The following is a 25,478-nucleotide window of genomic DNA, read 5'->3' on the forward strand; positions in this document are numbered from 1 at the left end:
TCTCGCTCGGCGTCTTGCCGTGACTCATACATTGCACGCCCGTTGTTAAGCGGATGCTGCGTGCAGGTGTCGCCGGTGTACCACTTCGTCGGGTGGACGAAGTTTCAGCTTCCGTCCGGTACCGGCCGTCTGATCCCGGTTCGGACGGATCGGCGGCGGATCGGCGGCGGATCGGCGGCGGATCGGCGGCGGAGCGGGCCGCGGATCGGGTGGCGCGCACCGGCCCCGTCCCGGGCCGGAGGCGACGGCGGCTCAGCGCCCGGTGGACCCGGTGCACCCGGTCAGTGCCGGATGCGGCCCGCTCAGTGCCCGGTGCGGCTGGTCAGGAACCCCAGCAGGTCCTGGCGGGTGACGATGCCCTGCGGCTTGCCCTCCACCAGGACGACGGCCGCGTCGGCCTTCTCCAGCACGGTCATCAGGCTGGTCACGCTCTCGCCGGAGCCGACCACCGGCAGCGGCTTGGACATGACCCTCTCCAGCGGGTCGCCGAGCTCGATCAGCTTCGCGAACAGGCCCTCCAGCAGGAGCTTCTCGGCGACCGAGCCGATCACCTCGCCGGCCATGATGTCGGGGTGGCCCGCGCCCGGCGAGACGACCGGCATCTGCGAGACGCCGTACTCCTGCAGCACCCGGACGGCCTCGGCGACCGTCTCACCCGGGTGCATGTGGACGAACTGCGGGATGCCCTCGTGCTCGATGGCGTCCTTGCGGGCCAGCACCTCGCCGATGGAGGCCTCGTCGGTGGCGGACGGCAGGAAGCCGTAGTCGGCCATCCAGTCGTCGTTGAAGATCTTGGACAGGTAGCCGCGGCCGCCGTCCGGGAGCAGCACCACGACCACGTCGTCCGGGCCCAGTCGCTTGGCGACCTCCAGGGCGGCCACCACGGCCATCCCGCAGGAGCCGCCGACCAGCAGGCCCTCCTCCTTGGCCAGGCGGCGGGTCATCCGGAAGGAGTCCTTGTCCGAGACCGCGACGATCTCGTCGGCCACGCTGCGGTCGTACGCGGTCGGCCAGAAGTCCTCACCGACGCCCTCGACCAGGTACGGCCGGCCGGTGCCGCCCGAGTAGACCGAGCCCTCGGGGTCGGCGCCGATCACCTTGACCCGGCCGCCGGACGCCTCCTTCAGGTAGTTGCCGGTGCCGGAGATGGTGCCGCCGGTGCCGACGCCCGCCACGAAGTGGGTGATCCGCCCCTCGGTCTGCTCCCAGAGCTCCGGGCCGGTCGAGTGGTAGTGCGAGGCCGGGTTGTCGGGGTTGGAGTACTGGTCCGGCTTCCAGGCGTTCGGGGTCTCGCGCACCAGGCGGTCCGAGACGTTGTAGTAGGAGTCCGGGTGCTCCGGCGCGACGGCGGTCGGACAGACCACGACCTCGGCGCCGTACGCGCGCAGCGTGTTGATCTTGTCGGTGGAGACCTTGTCCGGACAGACGAAGATGCAGTGGTAGCCCTTCTGCTGGGCCACGATCGCCAGCCCGACACCGGTGTTGCCGGAGGTGGGCTCGACGATCGTCCCGCCGGGCTTCAGCGCGCCGGAGGCCTCGGCGGCCTCGATCATGCGCATCGCGATCCGGTCCTTCACGGAGCCGCCCGGGTTGAAGTACTCGACCTTGGCCAGCACGGTGGCGCTGATGCCTTCGGTGACCTTGTTCAGCTTGACCAGCGGCGTGTCGCCGACCAGATCGATGATCGAGTTGTGGTACCGCACGGGGGTCCTCCCGGGTTGTGGCACTGAGGGTTTTCGGTACTTCAAAGACTATGGCCACGGATGGCCCACGCCCGCCGATAGCGCGCGGTCCAGGCGGGTACCAGGAGTACGCAGACACTGGATCGGCCCCATCCGGGGCGTGGTGAGGACGCGAAGGGGGTGCCGATGGCAGGCGCGACGCAGTCGCGGGCCCGGGTGGCCCGGCGGATCGCAACGGCGGCGGCGTACGGCGGCGGCGGGCTGGGCCTGCTCGGCGTGGGTCTGGCCGGGCTGCTGCTGACCGAGAGCAAGCTGGCGGTGCGGGCCGTCGGCCTGCTGGACGGCGACCCGCCCAAGGCCGACGGCGTGTACGGCGAGGCCTTCACCGGGCCGGACCCGGGCGCCGGAGCGGACGGGAAGGGGCCGCAGGACGGCGGGCAGCAGGACGGCGGGCAGCAGCTGACGCTGGCCTTCCTCGGCGACTCCACGGCCGCCGGCCTCGGGGTGCTGCGCGGGCGGGACACCCCGGGCGCACTGCTGGCGGCCGGGCTGGCGTCCGTGGCGGAGCAGCGGGTCCGGCTGCTGAACGTGGCGAAGTCCGGGGCGCGCTCCTCCGACCTGGCCCGCCAGGTGGAGCTGGCACTGCCGCACCGGCCGGACCTCGCGGTGATCATGGTGGGCGCGAACGACGTCACCCGGCACAGCCCGGCCGCGCAGTCCGTGCGACAGCTCGGCGAGGCCGTCGAGGCGCTGCAGGCGGCCGGCTGCCAGGTGGTGGTCGGCACCTGCCCGGATCTGGGCACGATCAAGCCGGTCCGGCCGCCGCTGCGCTGGGTCGCCCGGCGGCTCAGCCGCCAGCTGGCGGCGGCGCAGACCATCGCGGTGGTGGAGGCGGGCGGCCGGACGGTCTCGCTCGGCTCGCTGCTCGGGCCGGAGTTCGCCGCCCGGCCGGAGATGTTCGCCTCGGACCGCTACCACCCCTCCGCACAGGGGTACGCGACGGCGGCGATGGCGATGCTGCCCTCGCTCTGCGCGGCCCTGGACCTCTGGCCGGTGGAGGACGAGCTGCTCGGCGCCGGGCAGGACGAGGCGGTGCTGCCGGTGGCGGTGGCCGCCGCGGCGGCGGCCGGGCAGGCCGGCGCGGAGGTCGAGGCGGTCGGTCCGGACGGCGGAGCCCGGCGCTGGGCGCTGATCCGCCACCGGCTGCGGCTCGGCCTGCCGGACCCGGGAGCCGGCCCGGCCGAGCCGCACGGCGAGCCGTCCGCGGAGGCCGGTGCGGCGCCCCGAGCGACGGATGCGGCGTCGGCCAACTCACACGCAGTGCCAGGTGACGCCTGATCTACCAAGCGGTAACTTTCCTCCCGGGCGCCCTCCCGGCCAGGCCGGCGGGCCGGGTGCCAGCCAGTCGAACACCGGCCATTGCACCGAGGAGCCCGTCATGCCCGAAGCCGTCATCGTCAGCGCCGCCCGTTCGCCGATCGGCCGGGCGTTCAAGGGCTCGCTCAAGGATGTCCGCCCGGACGACCTCACCGCCCACATCATCGCCACCGCGCTGGCCAAGGTGCCCCAGCTCGACCCGCGCGACATCGACGACCTGATGCTCGGCTGCGGCCTGCCCGGCGGCGAGCAGGGCCACAACCTGGCGCGGATCGTCGCCGTCCAGATGGGCATGGACTACCTCCCCGGCACCACCGTCACCCGCTACTGCTCCTCCTCGCTGCAGACCACCCGGATGGCACTGCACGCGATCAGGGCGGGCGAGGGCGACGTCTTCATCTCCGCCGGGGTCGAGACCGTCTCGCGCAGCGTCAACGGCACCTCCGACGGCCTGCCGGGCACCCAGAACCCGTTCTTCGACGAGGCGGTCGCCCGGACCGCCGCCCGCGCCGAGCAGGGCGGCGGGCAGTGGCACGACCCGCGCGAGGACGGCCTGGCGCCGGACGCGTACATCGCGATGGGCCAGACCGCCGAGAACCTCGCCGCCCTCAAGGGCGTCAGCCGCGCCGACCAGGACGAGTTCGGCGTGCGCTCGCAGAACCTGGCCGAGGCGGCCGTCAAGTCCGGCTTCTGGGCCCGCGAGATCACCCCGGTGACCACGCCGGACGGCACCGTCGTCTCGGCGGACGACGGCCCCCGGGCCGGCGTGACCCTGGAGGCCGTCTCGGGCCTCAAGCCGGTGTTCCGCCCCGACGGCACCGTTACCGCCGGTAACTGCTGCCCCCTGAACGACGGCGCCGCCGCGCTGGTCGTCATGTCCGACACCAAGGCCCGCGAGCTGGGCATCACCCCGCTCGCCCGGGTCGTCTCCACCGGCGTCAGCGGCCTGTCCCCCGAGATCATGGGCTACGGCCCCGTCGAGGCCTCCCGGCAGGCGCTCAGGCGGGCCGGCCTGACCATCGGCGACATCGACCTGGTCGAGATCAACGAGGCGTTCGCGGCCCAGGTCATCCCGTCCTACCGGGACCTGGGCGTCGACATCGACCGCCTCAACGTCAACGGCGGCGCCATCGCCGTCGGCCACCCCTTCGGGATGACCGGCGCCCGCCTCACCACCACCCTGATCAACTCCCTCCAGTGGCACGACAAGCAGTTCGGCCTGGAGACCATGTGCGTCGGCGGCGGCCAGGGCATGGCGATGGTCATCGAACGCCTCAGCTGAGTCACGGATCGTACCGAATGGTGAGACGGTCACTCATTCGGCATGACACAGAGTAATTGAGGGCCGGATCACATTCACGAGTCGATCCGGCCCTCGATTTGCTCGTTCACACGCCGGAAATCGACAGTGCGAAGTGGATCAACTCCGCTGCGTAGAGCGGCCGTACCTAACAATTTAAGGACAAGTCCGAAAGTCACTGACATATCGGACATCCGCCTCTGCAGTAACTCGCTCCCATGCGGCAGTGTGGAGATGTAACCCCGTTCCGCTCCTCGCTAGGAGTACGTTCCGTGAGCGCCGTCTACATCGTCCTGCTGCTGATCCTCATCACCGTGTCGACCTCCGCACTGCTCCAGCTCCGCGGCCTCTCCCGCCGCCTGGCGGCCCGCCCGGCCACCACCGCCTCCGCCCAGGTCGACGAGAGCGCGATACGCCGCGCCGTCACCGAGGCGCTCGCCGCCGACCGCGAACGGGAGATCACCGAAGCCCGGGCGTTCTGGGCCGAGCAGGAGGCCCGCGCGGCCGAGGACGCGCCACTGTTCGACTCCCCGCTGGGCGGCGACGGCATCGGCGTGGCGGCCGAGTGGCCGCTCTTCTTCCCGCGGCCCACCGGACCGCTGGACGCCGCGGACAACGCCGGCACCATGGACCCCGAGTTCGGCGAGGCGCTGCGCTCGGCCCTGGAGGACCTGATCAACGAGGGCGGCACCGGCGGCACCGCCACGGACGGCCCGACGGGTGGCGGCGCCCCCGTCCGCCCGGGCCACCCGGCCGGACACCCTGCCGGGATGTCGGCCGGCGAGGGCAACGGCGACGCCAAGGCCCGCCGCGAGGCCGACCTGCTCGCCACCGGCCTGGAGGCCGGGCTGCTGGACACCGAGCCGGCCGTCGAGGCCGAGCCGTTGGCCGCCCCGGATCCGCGCCGGCACCCCTCGCACCCGGACTTCGTCCCCAGCCAGGCCCCGTCCCGCGAGTGGACCGACACCCGGCTGACCGCGCTCGCCGAGGAGTGCGTCGCCCTCACCGACGTCCGTCCCGGCCCGCTCGGCACGCTCGACGTCTACGCCTTCGCCGACGGCACCACGCTCTGCGTCGCCCCCGGGGACCGCGAGGCCGCCTACCGGCTGATCGACGCCGTACGGGCCGGCGAGGACGTCCGGCTGCTGGGCGGATCCCGCTTCTCGGGCTCCTACTCGCTGACCTTCTCGACGGACGAGGAAGCGGTGTACGTCCTCGCCGACCGGGTGGTCGCCAGCATCTGACGCGGCACCAGGAGGCCGGCCGGGTCACGGGGTTATGACGCGGTCGGCCTCGCGGCATGCCGGGCCGGTCGCGTGCGGCCCCGCGGGCGGCGTCCTCGCAATCGGCCCGGCCCGCGGTCGACCGGGCCCGTACGGCCCGGGCGCCGGCCGGCTCCGAGGGGTCAGCCGCAGAGCTCCGCGGTGGCGGACACGGCCGCCCTCGCCCGGGCCAGCACCTCGTCGGCGGCGGCCGTCGCGCCGGCCGGCAGGCCGTCGAGGGCGGCGACGAGGGTGACCGGCGCCGCGTCCTCACGGGTGGCGAGTGCGGCGGCCAGCTCGTGGCCGGCGACCGCCAGCTGGTCGCCGGCCGCGAAGGCCCCGGCGTCGGGGAACTCGCGCGGCCCCGCGCCCTCCAGTGCCAGAGCGGCGGCCGCCAGCCCGCGGGCCAGCGCGAGGGCCGCCGCGGCGCGGGACGGGTGGCCGGGCACGGCCGCGAGCAGCCGGCTCTGCGGCATCGAGCGGAAGCGGTCCGCAAGGCGGTCGACGGCGTCCACGAGGAGTGTCGGTTCGGGCATACCGGGAGCCTAACCGGGCCGCGGCACCACCCGGACGACCCGGACGACCCGGGCCGGACCGGAGCGACCAGGCCCGACCCGGCCCCCGGAGCACGGGGCTCCGGGGGCCGGGAGCGGCCGGCGGGCAGCCGTTCGCTCCCGGGTGCGGCTAGTCGTCGCCGCGCAGGATCGCGATCAGGCGCAGCATCTCGATGTAGATCCACACCAGCGACAGGGTGAGCCCGAAGGCGGCCCGCCAGGCCTCCTTCTGCGGCGCGCCCTGCTGGATGGCCCGCTCGATCTCGGCGAAGTCCAGCGAGAGGAAGAAGGCCCCGAGGGCGATGCCGACCAGGCCGACCAGGATGCCCAGCGGACCTGAGTTCAGGCCCATGTCGGCGCCGAACATCGAGGCGATCAGGTTGACGAGCAGCAGGCCGACGAAGCCCATCGCGATGGCCAGGCCGATCCGCGTGTAGCGGGGGGTGACCCGGATCCGGCCGCTCTTGTAGGCGATCAGCATCGCGGCGAAGACCGCCGTGGTGCCCAGCACCGCCTGGATGGCGATGCCCGGCCAGATGGTGTTGAAGACCCTGGTGAGGGCGCCGAGGAAGAAGCCCTCCAGGCCCGCGTAGAGCAGGATCAGCGGCGGGTTGACGCTCCGCTTGAACGAGATCACCATGCCGACGACGAAGGCGGCGAAGGCCGCCCCCACGGCGACGCCGTAGTTGGCGTCCGGCAGCGCGAACCAGGCCACGGCGCCGGCGGCGACCAGGGTCAGCAGGGTCATGGCCGTACGGGCGACCACGTCGTCCAGGGTCATCCGCCCGGTGGCCAGCGGGCCGGCCGAGGGGGCCTGGTACATCTCGGCGAGCTGCTCGGCGGTCAGCGGCGCGCCGTCGCGCCCCCGCTGCCCGGACGGGCCCCCGGCGTACGGGTTGTCGGCGTAGGGATTGTTGCCGTAGGGGTTGCCGCCCTGCGGGCCGCCGGCCTGCGTCGGCTGCCGGGTGGTACCGAACCCCGCGTATCCGGAGTCACGGGTGAAGGACCCCTCCCGCGAGAAGACCGGATTGCTGCTTCTTCTCATGCTCATTCCCTCCGGGGCGGCACGGCGCCACCCACACTGCAAGGGTAATGGCTTGGCAAAGCCCCTCGGGTACGCCGCGAGGAGGACTTCCGGCGGGCCACGGTGCGGGGGCGCCCCGACCGGGCGCCCCGCGATCCGAGTGTGGTGCCCGGAGCCGGACTCGAACCGGCACGGCCTCGCGGCCAAGCAGTTTTAAGCTGCCCGTGTCTGCGTTCCACCATCCGGGCGTACGGCGACAACACCCGGCCACCGGCCGGAGAGTGCTCCGCATTGCACGGACCACGCCCAGAGCCTAGTCGCCCGGCTCCCTCTTTCGCATGTTCCCAGCCTGGGAAGTTGTCATGTTTCCTTGCCATCTGACGAACAGTCCGCGATCCGGCCACGGCAGGCGCCTGATCCGGCCAGCGGTACCCCCGCGGCGGCGCCGTCAGGGTCGGTGTCATACCGCAGGATGAGGCCGCTCACCGGCGCGTACGCCCAGCGGCGGTGGCTCCAACCGTTCCCCGGAGCGATGAAAACCATGATCACGTGGCTGAGGATGGAGGTACACCAGGGGCCCTGGCCGCAGGCGTCCGGCACCCCCTGACCACCTGACGGCCCCGGGGGCCCTTCACCCCCTCCCCCCGGCCCCATCGCCTCGATCCAAGGAGCTCCCCGTGACCACGACGACCGCAACCGCCGTCCGCACCGGCCAGGCGGCCGCCCGCGCCACCGGCCTCAACAAGGTCTACGGGGAGGGCGAGACCAGGGTGGTGGCGCTCGACAACGTCAGCGTGGTGTTCCCGCAGGGCGAGTACACCGCGATCATGGGGCCCTCGGGCTCCGGCAAGTCGACCCTGATGCACTGCATGGCGGGGCTGGACACCGTCTCCTCCGGCTCCTCCATGATCGGCGACACCGAGCTGGTGGGGCTGAAGGACAAGCAGCTGACCCAGCTGCGCCGCGACCACATCGGCTTCGTCTTCCAGGCCTTCAACCTGCTCCCCACGCTGACCGCGCTGGAGAACATCACCCTTCCCATGGACATCGCCGGCCGCAAGGTCGACCAGCAGTGGCTGGAGCGCGTGGTGGAGACGGTCGGCCTCTCCGGCCGTCTCTCGCACCGCCCCTCGCAGCTCTCCGGCGGGCAGCAGCAGCGCGTCGCCTGCGCCCGTGCCCTGGCGAGCCGGCCCGACATCGTCTTCGCCGACGAGCCGACCGGCAACCTCGACTCCCGCTCCGGCGCGGAGATCCTCTCCTTCCTGCGCAACTCGGTCCGCGAGCTGGGCCAGACCGTGGTGATGGTCACTCACGACCCGGTGGCCGCCGCCTACGCCGACCGCGTGGTCTTCCTCGCCGACGGCCGGATCGTCGACGAGCTGACCTCCCCGACCGCCGACAGCGTGCTGGACCGGATGCGCCGGTTCGACGCCAAGGGCCGTACGAGCTGACGGCCCGGCGGCCCGCCGCCGCCCCCGGCCCGTTCCGACTCCTTCACCCTGGACGCATCCATGTATCGCACCGCACTGCGCAACGTGCTGGCCCACAAGGGCCGCCTCCTGATGACGGCACTGGCCGTCATGCTCGGCACCGCCTTCGTGGCCGGCACCATGGTCTTCTCCGACACGTTCGGCAAGGCCATGTCCAACAGCTACGCCAAGAGCTTCTCCGACGTCTCCGTCCAGGTCAGCGACTCGGCCGCGGGCGCCGGCGCCGGCGCCCGGGAGAAGAGCGAGCGCGGCTCGGGCACGCTCACCGACGCCACCGTCCAGCAGATCGCCGCCCTGCCCGGGGTGGCCGGCGCCCGCGGCGTGGTCGGTGGCTTCACCGGTGTCGCCGACAGGAACGGCGAGCTGATCGGCAAGGCATGGAGCGCCAGGGGGGCCAACTTCGCACCCGCCGCCGACGGCGCGGACTCGCGCTACCCGATGGCCGAGGGCCGGGGTCCGAGGGCCGCCAAGGAGATCGCGCTGGACCGGGCGACCGCGGACAAGGGCGGCTTCAAGGTCGGGGACACCGTCCGGGTCGCCTCCAACGGCCCGGTCATGGAGTCCATCCTGACCGGAGTCTTCACCACCGACGACCCCGAGGTCGTCTCCGGCGGCACGCTCACCCTCTTCGACCGGGCCACCGCCCAGCAGCTGCTGCTGGCCCCCGGCCAGTACAGCGACATCGCCGTGACGGCCCGTCCCGGCACCGGCGAGAGCACCCTGCGGGACGAGATCACACCGAAGATCCCGGCTGAGGACCGCTTCCGGATCAAGACCGGCCAGGAGCTGAAGGACGACCAGGCGAAGATGATCGCCAGCGGCACCGACAGCATGAAGACCATGCTGCTCGCCTTCGCCGGCATCTCCCTCTTCGTCGGCATCTTCATCATCGCCAACACCTTCACCATGCTGATCGCCCAGCGCACCAAGGAGCTCGCGCTGCTGCGCGCCGTCGGCGCCAGTCGCCGTCAGGTGACCCGCTCGGTCCTGGTCGAGGCCCTGCTGATCGGCGCGGTCTCCTCGGTGGCGGGCCTGCTCGCGGGCATCGGCATCGGCGCCGGCCTGCAGGCGCTGATGGGCGCGCTCGGCGCGGGGATGCCCTCCGGCCCGCTGGTGGTCGCACCGCTGACGATCGCGGTGGCGCTGCTGGTCGGCGTCCTGGTCACGGTGCTCTCCGCACTGCTGCCGGCCATGCGCGCCTCGCGGATCGCCCCGGTGGCCGCGATGAGCAGCGGCGACCAGCCCAGTACCCAGAAGAGCCTGCTGATCCGCAACGCGATCGGCTCGGTCCTCGCGGCCGGCGGCCTGGCCCTGGTGGCCTTCGGGGCCTCGACCGGCGACAGCTCCGGGCGGGCACCGGTGGGCCTCGGCGCCGCGCTGGCCCTGATCGGTGTGTTCGTCCTGCTCCCGCTGCTGTCCCGTCCGGTGATCGCCCTGGTCGGTCCGGTCCTCGGCAAGCTGTTCGGGACGCCCGGCAAGCTGGCCCGGCAGAACGCCGTGCGCAACCCGCGCCGCACCGCCGCCACCGCCGCGGCCCTCACCATCGGCCTCACCCTGGTCAGCGCGCTGACGGTGCTCGGCGCCTCGGTGGGCGGAGCGATCGACAAGGCCGTCACCAGCGCGATGAAGGCCGACTACATCGTCTCCGCGGCCAACGGCATGGGCCTGTCACCGGAGGTGCCCGCGCAGATCGACAAGACCGCCGGCGTGGCCGCCTCCTCCGCCCTGACCTCCGTCTACTGGGACTTCGACGGCCGGACCAGGGCCGTCACCGGCATCGACGCGGCCGCCGCCGAGAAGGTGCTCTCGCTCTCCTTCACGAGCGGGTCGGCCGCCGGGCTCGCCAAGGGCGAGGTACTGGTCAACACCGACGTCGCGGCGAGCACCGGCCTCAAGCCCGGCAGCACGATCCCGGTGACCTTCCCGGACGACAGCAGGGGCAGCTACACGGTCGGCGGCGTCTTCGAGAAGAACGAGATGCTCAGCCCGGTGATCCTGGCCAACAGCGAGATCACCCGGCACGAGTCCGACGCCTACATCACCGACGTCCTGGTGAAGGGCGCGGACGGGGCGAGCGGCTCGTTGAAGCAGTCCCTCAAGGACGCCACCGGCGCCAACCCGGTGATCGAGGTGAAGACCAAGCAGGACGTCCGCGACGGCTTCAGCCAGATCATCACCTTCGCGCTGAACATGATGTACGGCCTGCTGGGGATGTCCGTGGTCGTCGCGATCCTCGGCGTCGTCAACACGCTGGCGATGTCGGTCTTCGAGCGCAAGCGCGAGATCGGGATGCTGCGGGCGATCGGCCTGGACCGCAGCGGCATCAAGCGGATGGTCCGTCTGGAGTCCGTGGTGATCTCGCTGTTCGGCGCCGTCGTCGGCGTCCTGCTCGGCTGCTTCATGGCCTGGGCGGTCAACGGCACCCTGAAGTCCAGCATCGCCGGGCTGACCACCGTGATGCCCTACGACAGGATCGTGCTCTTCCTGGTGCTCGCCGGGCTGGTCGGCCTGGTGGCCGCGATCTGGCCGGCCCGCCGGGCGTCCAGGCTGGACATCCTGGAGAGCATCAAGACCGACTGACCGGCCGAAGGCGCGGCGGGGCCCGGCGACCCACACGGTCGCCGGGCCCCGCCGCGCTTCACCCGCCGCGCACCACCCGCACGGGCGGGCCGGGCGGGCCGGGTGCGCGCCCCGGAGGGACGGCCCCGGATGCGGAAAGGACCCCGCCGTGGCCCCCGAGGGAGGGGGCGGCGGGGTCCTTCCCGTCTTCGTTCTGTCCTGCGACTGCTGTACTCCGCCCGGTCGCACGGCCGGCTGAGCACCACGGAGGTCGTGGTCCGGCGACGCTGCCGGGCGGAGGGCCTCCGACACATACCCGGGTGCTCCCACACCCGGGCCGGGTCGTTACTTGCTGGTGGCGAGTTCCTTCTCGGTGGGCTTGGCCTCGGCGACCTTCTCGGCGGCGCGCGGAGCCGGAGCGGCGGCCTCCTGGAAGGCCTCGAACGGCTTCTCCATCTCGGCCAGGCCGACGGTCTCCCGCTTGAGGAACATGGCGAGCGTCCAGTCGGTGAAGACCCGGACCTTGCGGTTCATCGTCGGGACCCGGCTGCCGTGGTACAGGCGGTGGAACCACCAGGCCGGACGGCCCTTCAGCTTGTACTTGCCGAAGAGGATCGCCACGCCCTTGTGCAGGCCGAGACCGGCGACCGCACCGAGGTTCTTGTGCTTGTACTCGGCCTGCGGGAAGCCCCGCATGCCCGAGATCACGTTGTCGCCGAGGACGATCGCCTGACGGACGGCGTGCTGTGCGTTCGGCGGGCACCAGGCGCCCTCGCCGACGGCGAGGTCGGGTACCTGGGCGTTGTCGCCGGCGGCCCATACGTAGTCGAAGCCCTGGACCTGAAGGGTCGGCGCGGTGTCGACGTGGCCACGGGGGCCGAGCGGCAGGCCGAAGTTGTTCAGGATCGGGTTGGGCTTGACGCCCGCCGTCCACACGATGGTGGAGGCGTCGGCCTCGACGCCGTTCTTCAGCACGACGTGCCGGTCGACGCAGGAGTCCATCGAGGTCTCGATGTAGATCTCGATGTTGCGCTCTTCGAGCTTCTCCTTGGTCCACAGACCGAGGTCCGGGCCCATCTCCGGGAGGATGCGGTTGGCCGCCTCCACCAGGATGAAGCGCATGTCGTCGCGGCTGACGGTCTTGTAGATCTTCGCCGCGTCCCGCGCCATGTCCTCGACCTCGGCGATGGTCTCGACGCCGGCGAAGCCGCCGCCGATGACCACGAAGGTGAGGGCCTTGCGACGGACGTCCGGGTCCGTGGTGGACTCGGCCTTGTCCAGCTGCGCCATGACGTGGTTGCGGAGGCTGATCGCCTCTTCGACCGTCTTCATGCCGATGCCGTGCTCGGCCAGACCGGGGATCGGGAAGGTACGGGAGACCGAGCCGGTGGCCACGACGAGGTAGTCGAAGGGCAGCTCGTAGGTCCCGCCGGCCGGCGGCGCGATGGTGGCGACCTTGCGCGCGTGGTCCACACCGGTCACGTGACCGGTGAGCACCTCCGCGTTCTTGAGGGCGCTGCGCAGCGGCGCGACGAGGTTGCGAGGCGCGACGTTGCCGCCGGCCGCCTCGGGGAGGAAGGGCAGGTACGTCATGTACGACCGCGGGTCGACGACCGTGACGGTCGCCTCCCCGTAGCGCATCTTCTTGAGGATGCGCATCGCGGCATACAGGCCGACGTAACCACCGCCGACAATGAGGATGCGAGGACGCTCCGTGGTGCTCATATCCGAAAGTATCCAGCACCGTCCGAGGCGCCCCTCGTGAGGCCCGTCACAGGGGTCTGGACACCCCGTGCTACACTACGCGGCCACTTCTGGCGCCGAACGGTCCCTCCGGGGCTTGCGCTCACCGGCCGAGCCCGCCGGCTGTGAGTGCGCCGGTTCGGACAACCCTCGTGAGCAGCAACGATCCTTGCGCCACCCGGGTTCCCGCCACTGATTTCGATTCCGTCGCCCGATCGCGAGGCCGACCTGCGAACCAACGGGCGCGATCGCCGGACGACCTTCGGTCCCAGATATCGGACACCCGAGGGCGCAGAGTGTGCCAAAAGGGCGGCGAAAGGCCGGATCCTCATGTGAAGAAATTCACGAAGTTTCTCGCGGGACCCTGTGCGCGCCACGGCCCCGGGCGCTCGGTGGGCGCTCCGGGGCCGTGAGGGTAAGCCCCGAAAGGGGCCTGGGCCACCGACCGGAGCCGGCCGGCCGACGGGCGGGCGGCCACCGACCGGAGCCGGCCGGCGGGCGGCCCGGATCTCCCGGGACGCCGTCGGGACCTCTCAGACGAGACTCCAGGCGATGCCGTCCAGGATGTCGTGCTCGCTGACGACCACCTCGTCGGCGCCGGTCCGCGTCATGATCTCCAGCAGTTCCAGGGCGCCCGCGGCGATCACGTCCACCCGGCCCGGGTGCATCGCCGGGATCGCCGCCCGTTCGGCGTGGGTGGAGCTCAGCAGCCGCCCGGCGATCTCCGCGACCTCGTCCCGCGAGATCCGCGAGTGGTGGATCCGGGCGGAGTCGTACTCGGGCAGCTCCAGCGCGATCGCGGACACCGTGGTGACGGTGCCGGCCAGGCCCACGAGGGTGGCCGCGCCGCTCAGCGGGACGGCCTCGGCCGCCTTGTCCAGCTCGCCCCTGATGTGCGCCTTGGCGGCGGAGATCTGGCCCAGCGTGGGCAGTTCGGCCCCCGCGAAGTGCCGCTCGGTCAGCCGGACGCAGCCGAGGTCGACCGAGCGGGCGGCCTCGACGTCGTCCGTGCCCAGCACGAACTCGGTCGACCCGCCGCCCAGGTCGAACACCAGGTACGGAGTGGGGAACTGACCGCCGGTGAGCTCCTTGGTCGCGCCGACGAAGGACAGCCGCGCCTCCTCGTCACCGCTGACCACCTCGGGCGCCACGCCCAGGATGTCGCGCACCCCGCTGGTGTACTCGTCGCTGTTCTCGGCGTCCCGCGAGGCGCTGGTGGCCACGAAGCGGATCCGCTCCGGCGTCACCCCGTAGGAGGTGATCACCTCGGCGTACTCGCGGCAGGCCGCGAAGGTCCGCTCCAGGGCCTCGGGCGCCAGCCGGCCGGTGCGGTCGACGCCCTGGCCCAGCCGGTTGATGACCATCCGTCGGTCGAGGTCGGTGATCGCGCCGGTCCCGGGGTCGAGGTCGGCGACCAGGAGCCGGATCGAGTTGGTGCCGCAGTCGATCGCGGCGACCCGGGTGGTGCCCATCAGCTCTCCTCCTCGGCCGCGCGCTTCTTCGCCGCGCGCTCTGCGGCCAGTCGTTCCTTGGCCGCGATCACGGCCGCGTGGTCCTCTGCCCCGGCCCGCTTCGCGGCGACCTTCTCCGCGCTCTCGGCCACCTCGGCGGCGGAGACGCAGGGGCCCTTGGCCCACCAGTCCTCCAGCATCCCGATCGCCTCATCGCCGAGCGGGTTCACACCGGGCCCGGCCGCCAGCGAGTGGCCGACCAGCACGTGCAGGCACTTCACCCGGTCCGGCATGCCGCCGGCGCTGGGGAAGCCCTCCAGCACCTCGATCGCGTCCCGGCGGGCGATGTAGTCCTCGTGCGCCTTCTGGTAGGCGGCGGCGAGCTGCGGGTCCTCGGCGAGCCGGGCCGTCTGCTCCTTCATCACGCCGTCCGCCTCCAGGGTGCCGATCAGCGAGGCGGCCTTGGGGCAGGTCAGGTAGTAGAGGGTCGGGAACGGCGTACCGTCCGCGAGCCGCGGGGCCGTCTCGACGACGTCCGGGTTGCCGCACGGGCAGCGGTGCGCCACCCCGCGCAGACCACGCGGGACGCGGCCGAGCTGGGCGGCGATGGCCGCGACGTCGTGGTCGGCGACGGCGGGGGCGTCGGAACCGGCGGGGGTGTTCTCAGTGGTCATGGGGCGCTGTCTCTTGCGGGGACGGGGATGGGGACGGGGGCCTGGGCGACCGGGGCGGCGGGCGCGGCGTCGGCCGCGTCGACCGAGTCCCAGATGCTCGCGTACCAGGGTTCGGCGGCCTTCGCCGGGCCGGCGGCGGAGGTGCCGGCGGCGGTGCCGCCGTCGGCCGGGGCGGGTGTCCTGGCGGCTCCGGCGGCCGGGTCGACCGAGATGTACGGGGTCTCACCCGGCATCGCGTAGTGCAGCCGGGCGCGGGCCTGCGCCTTGACGAACTCCGGATCCTGCCAGCGCGCCTTCTCCCGGCGGAGTTCCTCGACCTGCTGCCTGGCGTGTTCGGCCCTGGCGCGCTGGGCGGAGATCTCGGAGCGCTGGGAGATGAACTGCCGGGTCGGGTAGGCCAGGATCGCCACCAGCGAACAGAGCACCAGGACGAGGACGGTCGCCCGGCTCGTGAAGCGCGGACGCCCCGCGAAGCCCGGAATCTTCCAGCCTGCCATCTCCCGTTACCCCTCCTGGTCGCGCCGGTGCCCCGGCCCCCACCCTACGGGGTGAGAGCCGGGGCACCGGTGCAGCGGCTGTGTGTCAGCCGGGTACTGGAGGGCGTCGCCCCCGTACCCGCCGAGGCGACTACTCCGCCGCGCGGAAGCGCGGGAAGGCGCCGCGGCCGGCGTACTCGGCGGCGTCGTCGAGGATCTCCTCGATGCGCAGCAGCTGGTTGTACTTGGCGACGCGCTCGGAGCGGGCCGGGGCGCCGGTCTTGATCTGGCCGCAGTTGGTGGCGACGGCGAGGTCCGCGATGGTGACGTCCTCGGTCTCACCGGAGCGGTGCGACATCATGCAGCGGTAGCCGTTGCGCTGGGCCAGCTCGACGGCGTCCAGGGTCTCGGTGAGCGAGCCGATCTGGTTGACCTTCACCAGCAGCGCGTTGGCGGTGCCGGTCTCGATGCCGCGGGCGAGGCGGGTCGGGTTGGTGACGAACAGGTCGTCGCCGACCAGCTGGACCTTGTCACCGAGCTTGACGGTCATGGCCTTCCAGCCGTCCCAGTCCTGCTCGTCCAGCGGGTCCTCGATGGAGACCAGCGGGTAGGCGGCGACCAGCTCGGCGTAGTAGTCGATGAGCTCGGCCGAGGAAAGGCCCTTGCCCTCGAACTGGTAGGCGCCGTCCTTGTAGAACTCGGAGGCGGCGACGTCGAGCGCCAGCGCGACGTCCTTGCCGGGCACGTAGCCGGCCTTCTTGATGGCCTCGACGATGAGGTCGAGCGCCTCGCGGTTGCTCTCCAGGTTCGGGGCGAAGCCGCCCTCGTCGCCGAGGCCGGTGGAGAGGCCGCGCTCCTTCAGGACGCCCTTGAGCGTGTGGTAGACCTCGACGCCCCAGCGGACGGCCTCGGAGAAGGACTCCGCGCCGATCGGAGCGATCATGAACTCCTGGATGTCGACGTTGGAGTCCGCGTGCGAGCCGCCGTTGAGGATGTTCATCATCGGGACGGGCAGGACGTGCGCGTTCGGGCCGCCGAGGTAGCGGAACAGCGGCAGGTCCGAGGCCTCGGAGGCGGCGTGCGCGACGGCCAGCGAGACGCCCAGGATGGCGTTGGCGCCGAGCGAGGACTTGTCCGGGGTGGCGTCCAGGTCGAGCATGGCCTGGTCGATCAGGCGCTGCTCGGTGGCGTCGTAGCCGACCAGCTCCGGGCCGATCTGCTCGATGACGGCCAGAACGGCCTTCTCCACGCCCTTGCCGAAGTAGCGGTTCTTGTCACCGTCACGCAGCTCCAGCGCCTCGAAAGCACCGGTCGAGGCGCCCGAGGGGACAGCGGCACGGCCGGTGCTGCCGTCGTCGAGACCGACCTCGACCTCGACCGTGGGGTTGCCACGCGAGTCGAGAATCTCACGGGCTACGACGACATCAATGGACGGCACGAGGCATCTCCTAGCGGAAGCAGGTACCCGCAAACTGTTGTGGTGTCTGCGGATGATTGCGGAGTCGTTACGACCAGAGCCTAACCGCAAGGGCTCGCTGGGCCACGTCGGCCCGGGTCCCGTCTCAGGGTGTGGCCCGGCTACCCGTCAGTAGTTCACCTGGATGCCGCGCGGGATGCACCCAGAGCAGAACGAAGGGGGCCGTACCGGATATGTACGACCGCCGCACCCGCCTCTCGGGCGGCCCGCCCGGCCCGGGCCCGCGCGCGGGCGGGCCCGGACCGGGGGTCAGGCCCGCCCGAGATCCAGGACCTGACCCGGCACGATGAGGTCCGGGTCGCCGCCGACGACCGGACGGTTGCCGTCGTACAGCGCGCTCCAGCCGCCGGCCACGCCCTGGCCGCCGGCGATGGAACCGAGGGTGTCGCCGCTCTGCACGGTGTAGCTCCGGCCGCCGGTGACGGGAGCGGTGGCCGTGGCGGCCGCGGCCTGCGGGGCGGCCTGCGCGGCGGCGCCCGCGTACTGGTCGTAGACGCTGCGGTGGCTGGTCCAGTACCAGTCGCCGTTGTCCTGGTACCAGAAGACCCGGGCGTCCGCGTCCCAGCCCGTACGGCCGGTGAAGTCGGGGTTCCGGTCGGCCGTGTCGTCCGACCGGTCCGCCCCCGGCGGCGCGGCGGCCGAGCGGGAGTCGGCCGAGCGGGAGTCGGCCGAGGACTCCGCGGAGGAGGACTCGGTGACGGAGTCGGAGGTGTCGGCCTGGGCGGCCGGGCCGCCCTTGCGCAGGCCGGCCTTGCCCGAGCAGACCGGCCAGGCGCCGGGCCCCTGCGCGGCGAGCACCTTCTCCGCGACCGAGATCTGCTGCCCCTTACTGGCCCGGTGCGCCTGTGGGGCGTACTGGCCGCCGCCGTAGGCCTTCCAGGTGCTCTGACTGAACTGCAGCCCGCCGTAGTACCCGTTGCCGGTGTTGATGCTCCAGTTCCCGCCGCTCTCGCACTGGGCCACCTTGTCCCAGATGGTGACGGGGGCCGCGTGGGCGCCGGTGGCGGTGAGGAGCGGCATCGAGAGGCCGATGCCGGCCACGCCCGCCACGGCGATGACCTTCTCGGTCCGGGTACGACGACGGTGACGACCGTTACCAACGAACAGCATGAGGATGTCCCTCTCCGCACGCCTGCGAGGTGAGCTGTCGGGTTCGGACCGGGAGGTGGCCCGGCCGCCGGTCGCAGGAACGATCCTGCTAGGGCGGCTTCACCCCAAGCCGTGGGGAACGGCAGAAAAACCTGGGTCCCCCGCCCCTGCCCGAGGGTCTGGTCGGTTTCCCGGAGGCGCGGCGGGCAGGACTCGGCGTTCCGCGCACGGGGCTCGCAGCTGCGAACTGCAGGGAGAGTAGACAGATCCTCAGATCAATCACAAGCTCATATCGCTCACATCACGCGGAAATTACGACAAGCATTGGATCGTCTACAAACCACACCCATATGTACGGATTGATACGCCTTCTGACCGCCCATGACCGGTTCTGTCCGACACGCCGTCAGGGCGAGTCGACCGGATCCGACGCCTTCTCCGGCGTGAATTCGATCGGCAGTTCCCGCAGTCCGCGCATGATCAGGCCACCGCGCCAGCGCAGATCGGCCGGATCCGCCGCGAGGCGCAGATCGGGCAGCCGGGTCAGCAGCGTCGCCAGCGCGGCCTGCCCCTCCAGTCGGGCCAGCGGGGCGCCGATGCAGTAGTGGATGCCGTGACCGAACCCCAGGTGCGGGTTGTCCTTGCGGGCGAGGTCGAGCGTGTTCTCGTCGGCGAACCGGGCCGGGTCGCGGTCGGCCGCCGCCAGCACCACCAGCACCGGATCACCCACCGGGATGTCCACCCCGCCGATGGCCAGCGGCTCGGTGGCGAACCGCCAGGTGGCCAGCTCCACCGGACCGTCGTAGCGGAGCAGCTCCTCGATCCCGGTCTCCAGCAGCCCGCGCTCGCCACGCGCGAGGGAGCCCTGGAGCAGATCGAGCTGCCCCGGGTTCCGGAACAGCGCGTACATGCCGTTGCCGATCAGGTTGATCGTCGTCTCGAATCCCGCGAAGAGGAGGACGAAGCACATCGCCGCGGCCTCGTTCTCGGTGAGGTGCTCCCCGTGGTCGCTCGCCCGGATCAGATCGGAGATCAGGTCGTCCCCGAGATCGGCCCGCTTGCGGTGGATCAGCTCCAGCAGGTACGCCCGGATCCGCTTCACCGCCCTGGCCACCCCGCCGCGCGGGCCGCCGCCGTGCCGGATCATCATCGCGGCCCAGTCGCGGAAGTCGTCCTGGTCCTCCGGAGGAACCCCCAGCAGGTCGCAGATCGCGTAGATGGGGAGGGGGAAGGCGAACTCGTGGATCAGATCGGCCGATCCGCGCGCCGCGAAGGAGTCGAGCAGGCGGTCGGTCAGCTGCTGGACCCTCGGTCCGAACTCGGCCACCCGGCGCGGGGTGAACGCCTTGGAGACCAGTCGGCGCAACCGGGTGTGGTCCGGCGGGTCGATGTTGAGCAGGTGCGTCATGAGGTCCGCCTGCCGCTCCCCCGGAATGCCCACCCGGCCCGTGCGGTGCGCCTGCTCGCTGTGATGGGCGGGATTCTTGGAGAGCCGGCCGTCGGCCAACGCCTGTCGGGCGTCCGCGTACCGGGTGACCAGCCAGGCCTCCACCCCGCTGGGGAGGGTCGTGCGGTGCACGGGGGCGTGCTCGCGCAACCACGCGTAAGCGGGGTACGGATCGGCGGCGAACTCCCACGTGAACAGGGGCGGCTGGGCGGGCGCCCCACCGGAGCGCTGCGGTTCGGGCTGGTCGGTGTGCGGCTGAACAGGCATGTCCCGACGGTATCCGGTGGGCCGAAGGCGTGAGCCTGGTCACCTGATGGGTAATCCCTGTCGCAGAGGGTCGTGACGTGCCTAGGATCCTCCGACATGTCTTTGGTGGGCGCCGTGCGGTGTCGCCCACAGGGAGGAGCGCACCGTGCGGGTAACCGGGGCAGTGGTGGTCATCGCGGTACTGAGGGGCGGCTCGGGGGCCGACCTGGCCCGCCGGTTCACGGCCGCCGGAGCCGCCGGGGTGCTCATCGCCGACGAGGACCCCAACCACGCCGAGGACCTCGCCGCCGAACTCGACCGTCCGGGCTGCCCGGTCGTCGGGGTGTGCGGCGACATCCGGCGCCCGAGCGACGTCGCCGCCCTGGTCGACACCGCCGAGAAGCACCTCGGCCCGATCGACCTCTTCTGCGTGTCCGGCCCGGGCGGCGAGCGGATCGTCCCGCTCGCCGACCTCCCCCACCACCTCGGCCGGCTCGCCGAACTGCTCGCCCTGGTCGGCGAGGCGATCGGCGAGGTCGTCCCGCAGCAGCGCCGCGCCGCCGAGGACGAGCCCGCGTACGCCACCGTCGCCGCCCTCGGCGCCGTGCCCGCCGTGCCCGCCGTCACCGCCGTGGCCGCCGTGGCCGAGCAGGCCTGAGCCCGCCCCTCCCCCGGTCGGCCGTGCGGCGGGCGGTCGCAACCACCGCCGGTCGGGTCGGTCGCCCGTCCGTGCGCCCGTCCGTGCGTGCGTGCGTCCGTGCGTCCACCGATCGGCATGCCTGCCGGCCGGTACGTCAGTCCGTCAGGCCCTCCGCGGCCCGCACGTCCCGGCGGTAGCCCCGCGCCGCCGCCCGGAGGGCGGCGTCCACGTCCACGTCCGCGTCGTGCGCCCGCTGCGCCACCGCGAGCAGCAGACGCCCCGCGGAGTCCGCGGTCAGCTGGGCCGGCAGCTCGTACGGGGCGTCCGGCACGCCGGTGAACCCCGCCCGCCGCACCCGGGAGACCAGCTTCGCCGCGTACGCCAGGGCCGGCAGCCCGGCCGGCACGCCGTCCAGCACCGACTCACGCTGCTTCTCGGCGGCCTTCAGCTGCTCCCAGTTGGCCTCGACCTCGGCCGCGCCACCGGCCTCCACGTCACCGAAGACGTGCGGGTGGCGGTACATCAGCTTCTCGACGATGTCGCCCGCGACGTCGTCGATGGAGAACGGGTCCTGTGCGTCCTCCTCCGCGATCCGGGAGTGGAAGAACACCTGGAGCAGGACGTCCCCCAGCTCCTCGCGGAGGGTCTCACGATCCCCCTCCTCGATCGCCTCCACCAGCTCGAAGGCTTCCTCCACCAGGTACTTCACCAGCGACGCGTGGGTCTGCTCGGCGTCCCACGGGCAACCGCCGGGCGAGCGCAGCCGGTCCATCACCGAGACCAGGTCCAGCAGCCGGGCGCCGGGCAGGTCGTACGAGCCGGGCAGCAGCTCGATCTCCGGGACGGCGCCGGCCTCCTCGACCGCGAGCCTGGCCAGCGCGTCCGTCAGCCCGGGGTCGCCGTCGGGACCGCCCAGCCAGAGCGTGACCGGCACCCGGGCGTCCGACAGCAGGCGGGCGAGCGACGGAGCCGTCCCCCGTTCGACGATCTCCACCCGGACGCCCGCCTGCCGCAGGGCCGGCAGTTGCGGGTGGTCCGGGTCGCCCGCGAGCACCCGGTCGGCGCCGCGCAGGGCCTCCCAGGCCGGCCAGGAGAGCAGACCGGGGGCGACCCGGTGGGTGGTGGTGAGCAGGATCAGCTTCGGAACGGGCACAGTCGAGGTCACGTTCCGAACCTACCCGGCCGCCGCCCCCCACCGGGTCGCCCCCGGGCCTCAAGGAGCGGCGGTGGAACCCTCCGGGGCCCCGGCCGGCACCAGGGCCGCCCGCTGCGCGTCCCACCGGCCGTACCGGGGATTGACCCGGACCCCGAGCCCGGTCGCGGCCTCGGCCAGCGCACGGCGTACCGCCGCGTCCCCCGTACCCGTCCCGGCGTCCAGGCCCTGCGCCGCGGCCAGCAGCCGGATGCCCGCCTGCTGGCGGTAGTAGCCGTCGGCCCCGGTGGCCGGCACGCCCCGCAGGGCCAGCAGCCGGTCCAGTCGCACCGCGTCTGCGCCCGCCGGGCCGGATGCGCCGGCGCCGACCCCGTCCTGCGCCCGGGCGTCCGCGACGTCCCCCGCCGCCACGCTCAGCCCGCGATCGGCGAGCGCCCGGGCCACCAGCGCGTCGAGGATCAGCTCGGCGACGGCGCGCTGCGCGAGCTCCCCCGTCCCGCCCGGCTCGGCGGCCGCCGCCGCCCGCAGGCCGGTGGCCCGCGCCTGCACGTCCGCCAGGCTGATCCGCTCACCGCCCACCACGGCCGCCGCCCCCGCCTGGAGCGGACCACCGCAGGAGGTGAGGGACGCGGCGGCGAGCAGCACCGCGGCAAGGGCGACGGCGACCCGACGGTTCATACGTGCCTCCCCTCCGGGCGGGTTCGGTCGGCCGGCGGCACGCGGGAGGGCGGTCGGCCGGACGCCTCCGAGCGTAGGACGGCGCACCCCCGGTCGCGGGGACGCTGCGCCGAACGAGCCGGGCCGCGCCGCCGCCCCGAGCTGGGCGGCGGGCCGGCCGCGCGTCACCGCTGGGCGTGCCGCCGCCCCCGCTAGCCGGTCGCGTACGGGTTGCCCGGGGCGGGTACGGCCCAGCCGGCGGCGCGGGGGTCGGGGGGCGGGGCGCGAACGTCAGGCCCAGCTCCGCCAGGCACTCGGCCACCCGCAGGTGCTCCAGCGCGGGTCCTCCCTGCGGGCCGCCCTCGGCGGCCGCGGCGAGCCGGCGGTACTCCGGCAGTGCCTCCCGGTGGCGGCGCTGCTTCACCAGGGTGCGGGCGTGGATGGTCGCGAACCAACATCGCCCCGGGCGAGAGCGGCAAGGGCTTCGTCACCTTCGAGGTCCCCAAGGACGCCAAGCTCGCCAAGATCCAGTTCGGCCTGGACAGCGGCTTCGCCGACCAGACCGGCCAGTGGACCATCGGCTGACCGCCCGCCGCCACCGGGCCCGGGCGCTGCCCGAGCACGGAAGGGTCAGCGGATCACGCGCCGTCCGCCGGGCGCTGCCGCCCGGCGGCGAGGAACTCCCGGGCCCCGGCCCGGACGGCCGCCCAGTCGGTGGCGGGAGTGCGCGTGCGGGCCCGTTCCAGCCGGGCCGACCGGCCTTCGTGGTCACGGCGGAGCTGCTCGACGTCCAGGCCCACGCCGGGCGGCCCGCCGGCGGCCTCCAGGGCGGCGACGCGTCGCTCCATCGCCGCCAGCAGGGCCCGGTCCAGGTCGGCGACGGCGGCCGACAGGTGGTCGGCCGAGAGGGTGACGAGGCCCGTCAGCGGCGCAGCGAACTCGATCTCGTGGTCGGGCTCGTGCGTCCAACTGACGCTGATCCGGTCGGCCCCGTCGAAGACCGTCCGCCACCAGCGGATGTGCGGGGCGTTGACCAGCGGGCCCATGTACATCGAGCGGCGCCCGTGCCAGTCGGCGGCCGCCTCGGCCTCGGGGGTGACCTCGTCCTCGTCCCAGACCGGGCTACCGGCGAGATCGCTCGACACGAACCCGACCAGATCCCGCGGCACCGGCTCCATGACGTCCGCCAGGATCTCCAGGACGTCCTCCCAGATCCGGACGACGAAGTGGTCGACGTACGGGCGGTCCTGCGTGCCGAACTCCTCGCGCCACCGTCGCAGCGTGCGCTCGGAGTAGCGCAGCAGCTCGTGGCCGCCCAGCTCGATCCAGTACCAGCCGGCGGTCAGCGCGAACCAGTGCAGCGTCGGGTTGTGTTCCCCACCCCACGGGCGGACGTCCGCCAGATCCCGCAGCTCGAACCGGAACCGCAGCTCGTCGTCCGCCACTGCCTGCCCTCCCGTACGGTCGCCGCTCGGACCACGCGGACCACTCCGACCGGCCAGAGGGCGAGGACGGGACGGATGGAGAACTCCTCGTACCCGTCCGCACCGTCCGGCCGTGGACGGCTTCGGTGGCCATGGACAGGTTGCGGTCGGCGGTGGCCGATGCAGCCGGGCCCCCAGCCTGCCACAGTCGCCGCACGCCGATCACGCCACCGCGCGCAGCGTGTGGAGCTCGAACCACACGCCCTTGACCGGCAACCCGAACCCCGAGTCGGTGACTCCCCAGGCGTCCGCCAGCGCGTCGACCAAGCCGAGGCCGCGCCCGCGCCGGTCCTCCTCCGTGGCCACCCGGAGCCGGGGACGGACCGGGTTACCGTCGTAGACCGACACCCGCACCCTGGTGAGGTCGGCGGTGAACTGGAGCTGCACCAGGCCCTCCGCGTACCGGTGGGCGTTGGTGACCAGCTCCGACGTGCACAGGGCGGCCCGGTCGGCGAGATGCCCGAAGCCGATCAGCTCCAGGACACCGGTCACGAAGTCGCGGCAGATCTTCGGCGCGATGGCGGCGGACGGCAGCAGGACGGTGCAGGAGTGGGGGAACCAGAACGGTTCGGGGCGGTCCGACGTGAGGTCAGCAGTCATGGGAGGGCCTCCGGGCGGTCGGGAGAACGTGACAACGAGCGGTGGCGATGGCGTCCCGGAGCATGCGGGGACGATGCACTTCCGTCTTACGGCCGTCACGCATGGCGAGCGATGCGATACTCACCGTAGGGCACAAGCTTTTTACGGAACAAGGTTGTGCCGTCGATTCACCCGTACGTGTCCAACCCGGCTCACCGCACACGGGACAGACTCAGAGTCGGCCGGAAGGATGGGGCGCATGCCACCGAGGATCAATCCCACCGCACGGAACGAGCGCCTGGGAACAGAGCTGAGGAAACTGCGCGAACAGGCCGGCATGACGGCCCGTGCGGCCGCCAGCCTCCTCGGAGCCGACCAGGCCCAGATGTCGAACCTGGAGGCCGGGAGGGTCGGCGCCAGCGCCGAACGCGTGCGGCGGCTCGCGGCACACTACGCCTGTGACGACACGGCCCTCGTCGACGCGCTCGTGGAGATGGCGACGGAGCGCACCCGGGGCTGGTGGGAAGAGTATCGGGAGGTACTCCCGCGCAACTTCCTCGACCTGTCGGAGCTGGAGTTCCACGCCACGGCCATGCGCACGGTCAAGGTCGTCGAGATCCCCGGCATCATGCAGACCGAAGCGCATGCCAGAGCCGTCTTCGGCTACTACCCACCACCACTGCCGCCGAGGGATCTGGAAGCCCGGGTCGCCCACCGCATGCAGCGCCGTACGGTTCTGGACCGCGCCCATCCGCCCCTGGTCGAGGCGGTGGTCCACGAGGCAGCTCTGCACATGACGGTCGGTGGACCGCGAACTGCTCGCGAGCAGCTCGGCCTCCTACTCGAACTCTCCGACCGTCCGAACATCAGCGTCCGCGTGATCCCCTTCTCGGCGGGCGAGTTCGCGGGGCCAGGCGTATCGATGCTGTACCTCGACGGGCCGGTCCGCCAGCTCGACACGGTCCAGGTGGACACCCCCTTGAACGGAGTCCTGATGAATGCGGAGGCACAGCTCAGGAGGTATCGAACGCTCTATGCAAAGGTAGTGGGCGCATCGCTAGGGGTCGCCGCATCACGTGACCTCATCCATCGCCTTGCCAAGGACCTCTGAAGG

Annotated in this window: 22 protein-coding genes, 1 tRNA gene and 1 riboswitch; of the genes, 8 read left to right on the forward strand and 15 right to left on the reverse strand. The window is 72.5% G+C overall.

The window, feature by feature from the left end:
* Positions 1 to 302: 302 nt before the first annotated feature.
* On the reverse strand, positions 303 to 1,703 hold the full coding sequence (locus tag OG823_RS13725) for a cystathionine beta-synthase (protein ID WP_371479793.1): 1,401 nt from the start codon (positions 1,701 to 1,703) through the stop codon (positions 303 to 305).
* Positions 1,704 to 1,868: 165 nt separating this feature from the next.
* On the opposite strand from OG823_RS13725, the gene OG823_RS13730 reads away from it, so the two are divergent.
* The 3 genes from OG823_RS13730 (at position 1,869) to OG823_RS13740 (ending at position 5,603) form a co-directional block, all read left to right on the forward strand.
* Positions 1,869 to 3,020: an SGNH/GDSL hydrolase family protein gene (locus OG823_RS13730; RefSeq protein ID WP_371479794.1), complete on the forward strand. Its 1,152-nt coding sequence runs from the start codon at positions 1,869 to 1,871 to the stop codon at positions 3,018 to 3,020.
* Between the two features lie 100 nt (positions 3,021 to 3,120).
* Positions 3,121 to 4,341 (forward strand): acetyl-CoA C-acetyltransferase, encoded by a 1,221-nt coding sequence (locus OG823_RS13735; protein WP_371479795.1) that lies wholly within the window; start codon positions 3,121 to 3,123, stop codon positions 4,339 to 4,341.
* 290 nt (positions 4,342 to 4,631) lie between these two features.
* A complete protein-coding gene (locus OG823_RS13740; RefSeq protein ID WP_371479796.1) occupies positions 4,632 to 5,603 on the forward strand; it encodes a hypothetical protein in 972 nt (323 codons plus the stop codon).
* Positions 5,604 to 5,764: 161 nt separating this feature from the next.
* Here the strand turns inward: OG823_RS13740 and OG823_RS13745 are convergent, their stop codons facing one another.
* The 3 genes from OG823_RS13745 to OG823_RS13755 all read right to left on the reverse strand — a co-directional run bounded on the left by OG823_RS13745 (position 5,765) and on the right by OG823_RS13755 (position 7,447).
* The gene (locus OG823_RS13745; protein ID WP_371479797.1) at positions 5,765 to 6,157 is read right to left on the reverse strand and encodes a hypothetical protein; all 393 of its coding nucleotides are present in this window, start codon (positions 6,155 to 6,157) and stop codon (positions 5,765 to 5,767) included.
* A 148-nt stretch (positions 6,158 to 6,305) separates the two neighbouring features.
* A complete protein-coding gene (locus tag OG823_RS13750; RefSeq protein ID WP_371479798.1) occupies positions 6,306 to 7,220 on the reverse strand; it encodes a Bax inhibitor-1/YccA family protein in 915 nt (304 codons plus the stop codon).
* A 142-nt stretch (positions 7,221 to 7,362) separates the two neighbouring features.
* Positions 7,363 to 7,447: transfer RNA gene (locus OG823_RS13755), tRNA-Leu, on the reverse strand.
* 429 nt (positions 7,448 to 7,876) lie between these two features.
* Between OG823_RS13755 and OG823_RS13760 the strand changes: the two genes are divergently transcribed.
* Together OG823_RS13760 and OG823_RS13765 are read left to right on the forward strand one after the other, a co-directional pair.
* Positions 7,877 to 8,650, forward strand: coding sequence for an ABC transporter ATP-binding protein (locus OG823_RS13760; protein ID WP_371479799.1), 774 nt, complete (start codon positions 7,877 to 7,879; stop codon positions 8,648 to 8,650).
* 60 nt (positions 8,651 to 8,710) lie between these two features.
* Positions 8,711 to 11,269 carry an ABC transporter permease gene (locus OG823_RS13765; RefSeq protein WP_371479800.1) on the forward strand — a complete coding sequence of 853 codons (2,559 nt, stop codon included), beginning with the start codon at positions 8,711 to 8,713 and terminating at the stop codon, positions 11,267 to 11,269.
* Positions 11,270 to 11,593: 324 nt separating this feature from the next.
* Here OG823_RS13765 and OG823_RS13770 read toward each other — a convergent pair whose 3' ends face one another.
* From OG823_RS13770 to OG823_RS13800, 7 genes are all read right to left on the reverse strand, one after another.
* Positions 11,594 to 12,973, reverse strand: a complete 1,380-nt coding sequence (locus OG823_RS13770) for an NAD(P)/FAD-dependent oxidoreductase (protein WP_371479801.1) — start codon at positions 12,971 to 12,973, stop codon at positions 11,594 to 11,596.
* A gap of 551 nt (positions 12,974 to 13,524) precedes the next feature.
* Positions 13,525 to 14,463: an exopolyphosphatase gene (locus OG823_RS13775; protein WP_371479802.1), complete on the reverse strand. Its 939-nt coding sequence runs from the start codon at positions 14,461 to 14,463 to the stop codon at positions 13,525 to 13,527.
* Complete coding sequence (locus OG823_RS13780) at positions 14,463 to 15,116, reverse strand: DUF501 domain-containing protein (protein ID WP_371479803.1); 654 nt, start codon at positions 15,114 to 15,116, stop codon at positions 14,463 to 14,465. The genes OG823_RS13775 and OG823_RS13780 overlap by 1 nt, the downstream gene beginning before the upstream one ends.
* On the reverse strand, positions 15,113 to 15,613 hold the full coding sequence (locus tag OG823_RS13785; protein ID WP_371479804.1) for a septum formation initiator family protein: 501 nt from the start codon (positions 15,611 to 15,613) through the stop codon (positions 15,113 to 15,115). Before OG823_RS13785 ends, OG823_RS13780 begins: the two co-directional genes overlap by 4 nt.
* Positions 15,614 to 15,743: 130 nt before the next feature.
* A complete protein-coding gene (gene eno / locus OG823_RS13790; protein ID WP_371479805.1) occupies positions 15,744 to 17,030 on the reverse strand; it encodes a phosphopyruvate hydratase in 1,287 nt (428 codons plus the stop codon).
* A 288-nt stretch (positions 17,031 to 17,318) separates the two neighbouring features.
* A complete protein-coding gene (locus tag OG823_RS13795) occupies positions 17,319 to 18,179 on the reverse strand; it encodes a transglycosylase family protein (protein ID WP_371479806.1) in 861 nt (286 codons plus the stop codon).
* Positions 18,180 to 18,184: 5 nt separating this feature from the next.
* Positions 18,185 to 18,354: riboswitch (cyclic di-AMP (ydaO/yuaA leader) on the reverse strand.
* Positions 18,355 to 18,564: 210 nt separating this feature from the next.
* The gene (locus tag OG823_RS13800; protein WP_371479807.1) at positions 18,565 to 19,872 is read right to left on the reverse strand and encodes a cytochrome P450; all 1,308 of its coding nucleotides are present in this window, start codon (positions 19,870 to 19,872) and stop codon (positions 18,565 to 18,567) included.
* Between the two features lie 145 nt (positions 19,873 to 20,017).
* On the opposite strand from OG823_RS13800, the gene OG823_RS13805 reads away from it, so the two are divergent.
* On the forward strand, positions 20,018 to 20,509 hold the full coding sequence (locus OG823_RS13805; protein WP_371479808.1) for an SDR family NAD(P)-dependent oxidoreductase: 492 nt from the start codon (positions 20,018 to 20,020) through the stop codon (positions 20,507 to 20,509).
* Positions 20,510 to 20,645: 136 nt separating this feature from the next.
* Here OG823_RS13805 and OG823_RS13810 read toward each other — a convergent pair whose 3' ends face one another.
* On the reverse strand, positions 20,646 to 21,656 hold the full coding sequence (locus OG823_RS13810) for a MazG family protein (protein WP_371479809.1): 1,011 nt from the start codon (positions 21,654 to 21,656) through the stop codon (positions 20,646 to 20,648).
* Between the two features lie 48 nt (positions 21,657 to 21,704).
* On the reverse strand, positions 21,705 to 22,322 hold the full coding sequence (locus tag OG823_RS13815; RefSeq protein WP_371479811.1) for a hypothetical protein: 618 nt from the start codon (positions 22,320 to 22,322) through the stop codon (positions 21,705 to 21,707).
* Between the two features lie 375 nt (positions 22,323 to 22,697).
* Between OG823_RS13815 and OG823_RS13820 the strand changes: the two genes are divergently transcribed.
* The gene (locus tag OG823_RS13820; protein WP_371479812.1) at positions 22,698 to 22,886 is read left to right on the forward strand and encodes a hypothetical protein; all 189 of its coding nucleotides are present in this window, start codon (positions 22,698 to 22,700) and stop codon (positions 22,884 to 22,886) included.
* Positions 22,887 to 22,939: 53 nt separating this feature from the next.
* Here OG823_RS13820 and OG823_RS13825 read toward each other — a convergent pair whose 3' ends face one another.
* Together OG823_RS13825 and OG823_RS13830 are read right to left on the reverse strand one after the other, a co-directional pair.
* Positions 22,940 to 23,746 (reverse strand): DUF5984 family protein, encoded by an 807-nt coding sequence (locus OG823_RS13825; protein WP_371479813.1) that lies wholly within the window; start codon positions 23,744 to 23,746, stop codon positions 22,940 to 22,942.
* Between the two features lie 201 nt (positions 23,747 to 23,947).
* Complete coding sequence (locus OG823_RS13830; RefSeq protein ID WP_371479814.1) at positions 23,948 to 24,385, reverse strand: ATP-binding protein; 438 nt, start codon at positions 24,383 to 24,385, stop codon at positions 23,948 to 23,950.
* Between the two features lie 238 nt (positions 24,386 to 24,623).
* Between OG823_RS13830 and OG823_RS13835 the strand changes: the two genes are divergently transcribed.
* Positions 24,624 to 25,475 carry a helix-turn-helix domain-containing protein gene (locus OG823_RS13835; protein WP_371479815.1) on the forward strand — a complete coding sequence of 284 codons (852 nt, stop codon included), beginning with the start codon at positions 24,624 to 24,626 and terminating at the stop codon, positions 25,473 to 25,475.
* Positions 25,476 to 25,478 lie beyond the last annotated feature (3 nt).

Origin of the sequence: Kitasatospora sp. NBC_00315, assembly GCF_041435095.1 — a bacterium.
GTDB lineage: Bacteria > Actinomycetota > Actinomycetes > Streptomycetales > Streptomycetaceae > Kitasatospora.

Excerpts from the sequence above, each read along its gene's own strand:
- OG823_RS13830 (WP_371479814.1), bottom strand. The coding sequence starts at position 24,385 with ATGACTGCTGACCTCACGTCGGACCGCCCCGAACCGTTCTGGTTCCCC.
- OG823_RS13775 (WP_371479802.1), bottom strand. The coding sequence starts at position 14,463 with ATGGGCACCACCCGGGTCGCCGCGATCGACTGCGGCACCAACTCGATC.
- OG823_RS13815 (WP_371479811.1), bottom strand. The coding sequence starts at position 22,322 with ATGAACCGTCGGGTCGCCGTCGCCCTTGCCGCGGTGCTGCTCGCCGCC.
- OG823_RS13735 (WP_371479795.1), top strand. The coding sequence starts at position 3,121 with ATGCCCGAAGCCGTCATCGTCAGCGCCGCCCGTTCGCCGATCGGCCGG.
- OG823_RS13785 (WP_371479804.1), bottom strand. The coding sequence starts at position 15,613 with ATGGCAGGCTGGAAGATTCCGGGCTTCGCGGGGCGTCCGCGCTTCACG.
- OG823_RS13780 (WP_371479803.1), bottom strand. The coding sequence starts at position 15,116 with ATGACCACTGAGAACACCCCCGCCGGTTCCGACGCCCCCGCCGTCGCC.
- OG823_RS13770 (WP_371479801.1), bottom strand. The coding sequence starts at position 12,973 with ATGAGCACCACGGAGCGTCCTCGCATCCTCATTGTCGGCGGTGGTTAC.
- OG823_RS13730 (WP_371479794.1), top strand. The coding sequence starts at position 1,869 with ATGGCAGGCGCGACGCAGTCGCGGGCCCGGGTGGCCCGGCGGATCGCA.
- OG823_RS13745 (WP_371479797.1), bottom strand. The coding sequence starts at position 6,157 with ATGCCCGAACCGACACTCCTCGTGGACGCCGTCGACCGCCTTGCGGAC.
- OG823_RS13795 (WP_371479806.1), bottom strand. The coding sequence starts at position 18,179 with ATGCTGTTCGTTGGTAACGGTCGTCACCGTCGTCGTACCCGGACCGAG.
- OG823_RS13800 (WP_371479807.1), bottom strand. The coding sequence starts at position 19,872 with ATGCCTGTTCAGCCGCACACCGACCAGCCCGAACCGCAGCGCTCCGGT.
- OG823_RS13750 (WP_371479798.1), bottom strand. The coding sequence starts at position 7,220 with ATGAGAAGAAGCAGCAATCCGGTCTTCTCGCGGGAGGGGTCCTTCACC.
- OG823_RS13765 (WP_371479800.1), top strand. The coding sequence starts at position 8,711 with ATGTATCGCACCGCACTGCGCAACGTGCTGGCCCACAAGGGCCGCCTC.
- OG823_RS13835 (WP_371479815.1), top strand. The coding sequence starts at position 24,624 with ATGCCACCGAGGATCAATCCCACCGCACGGAACGAGCGCCTGGGAACA.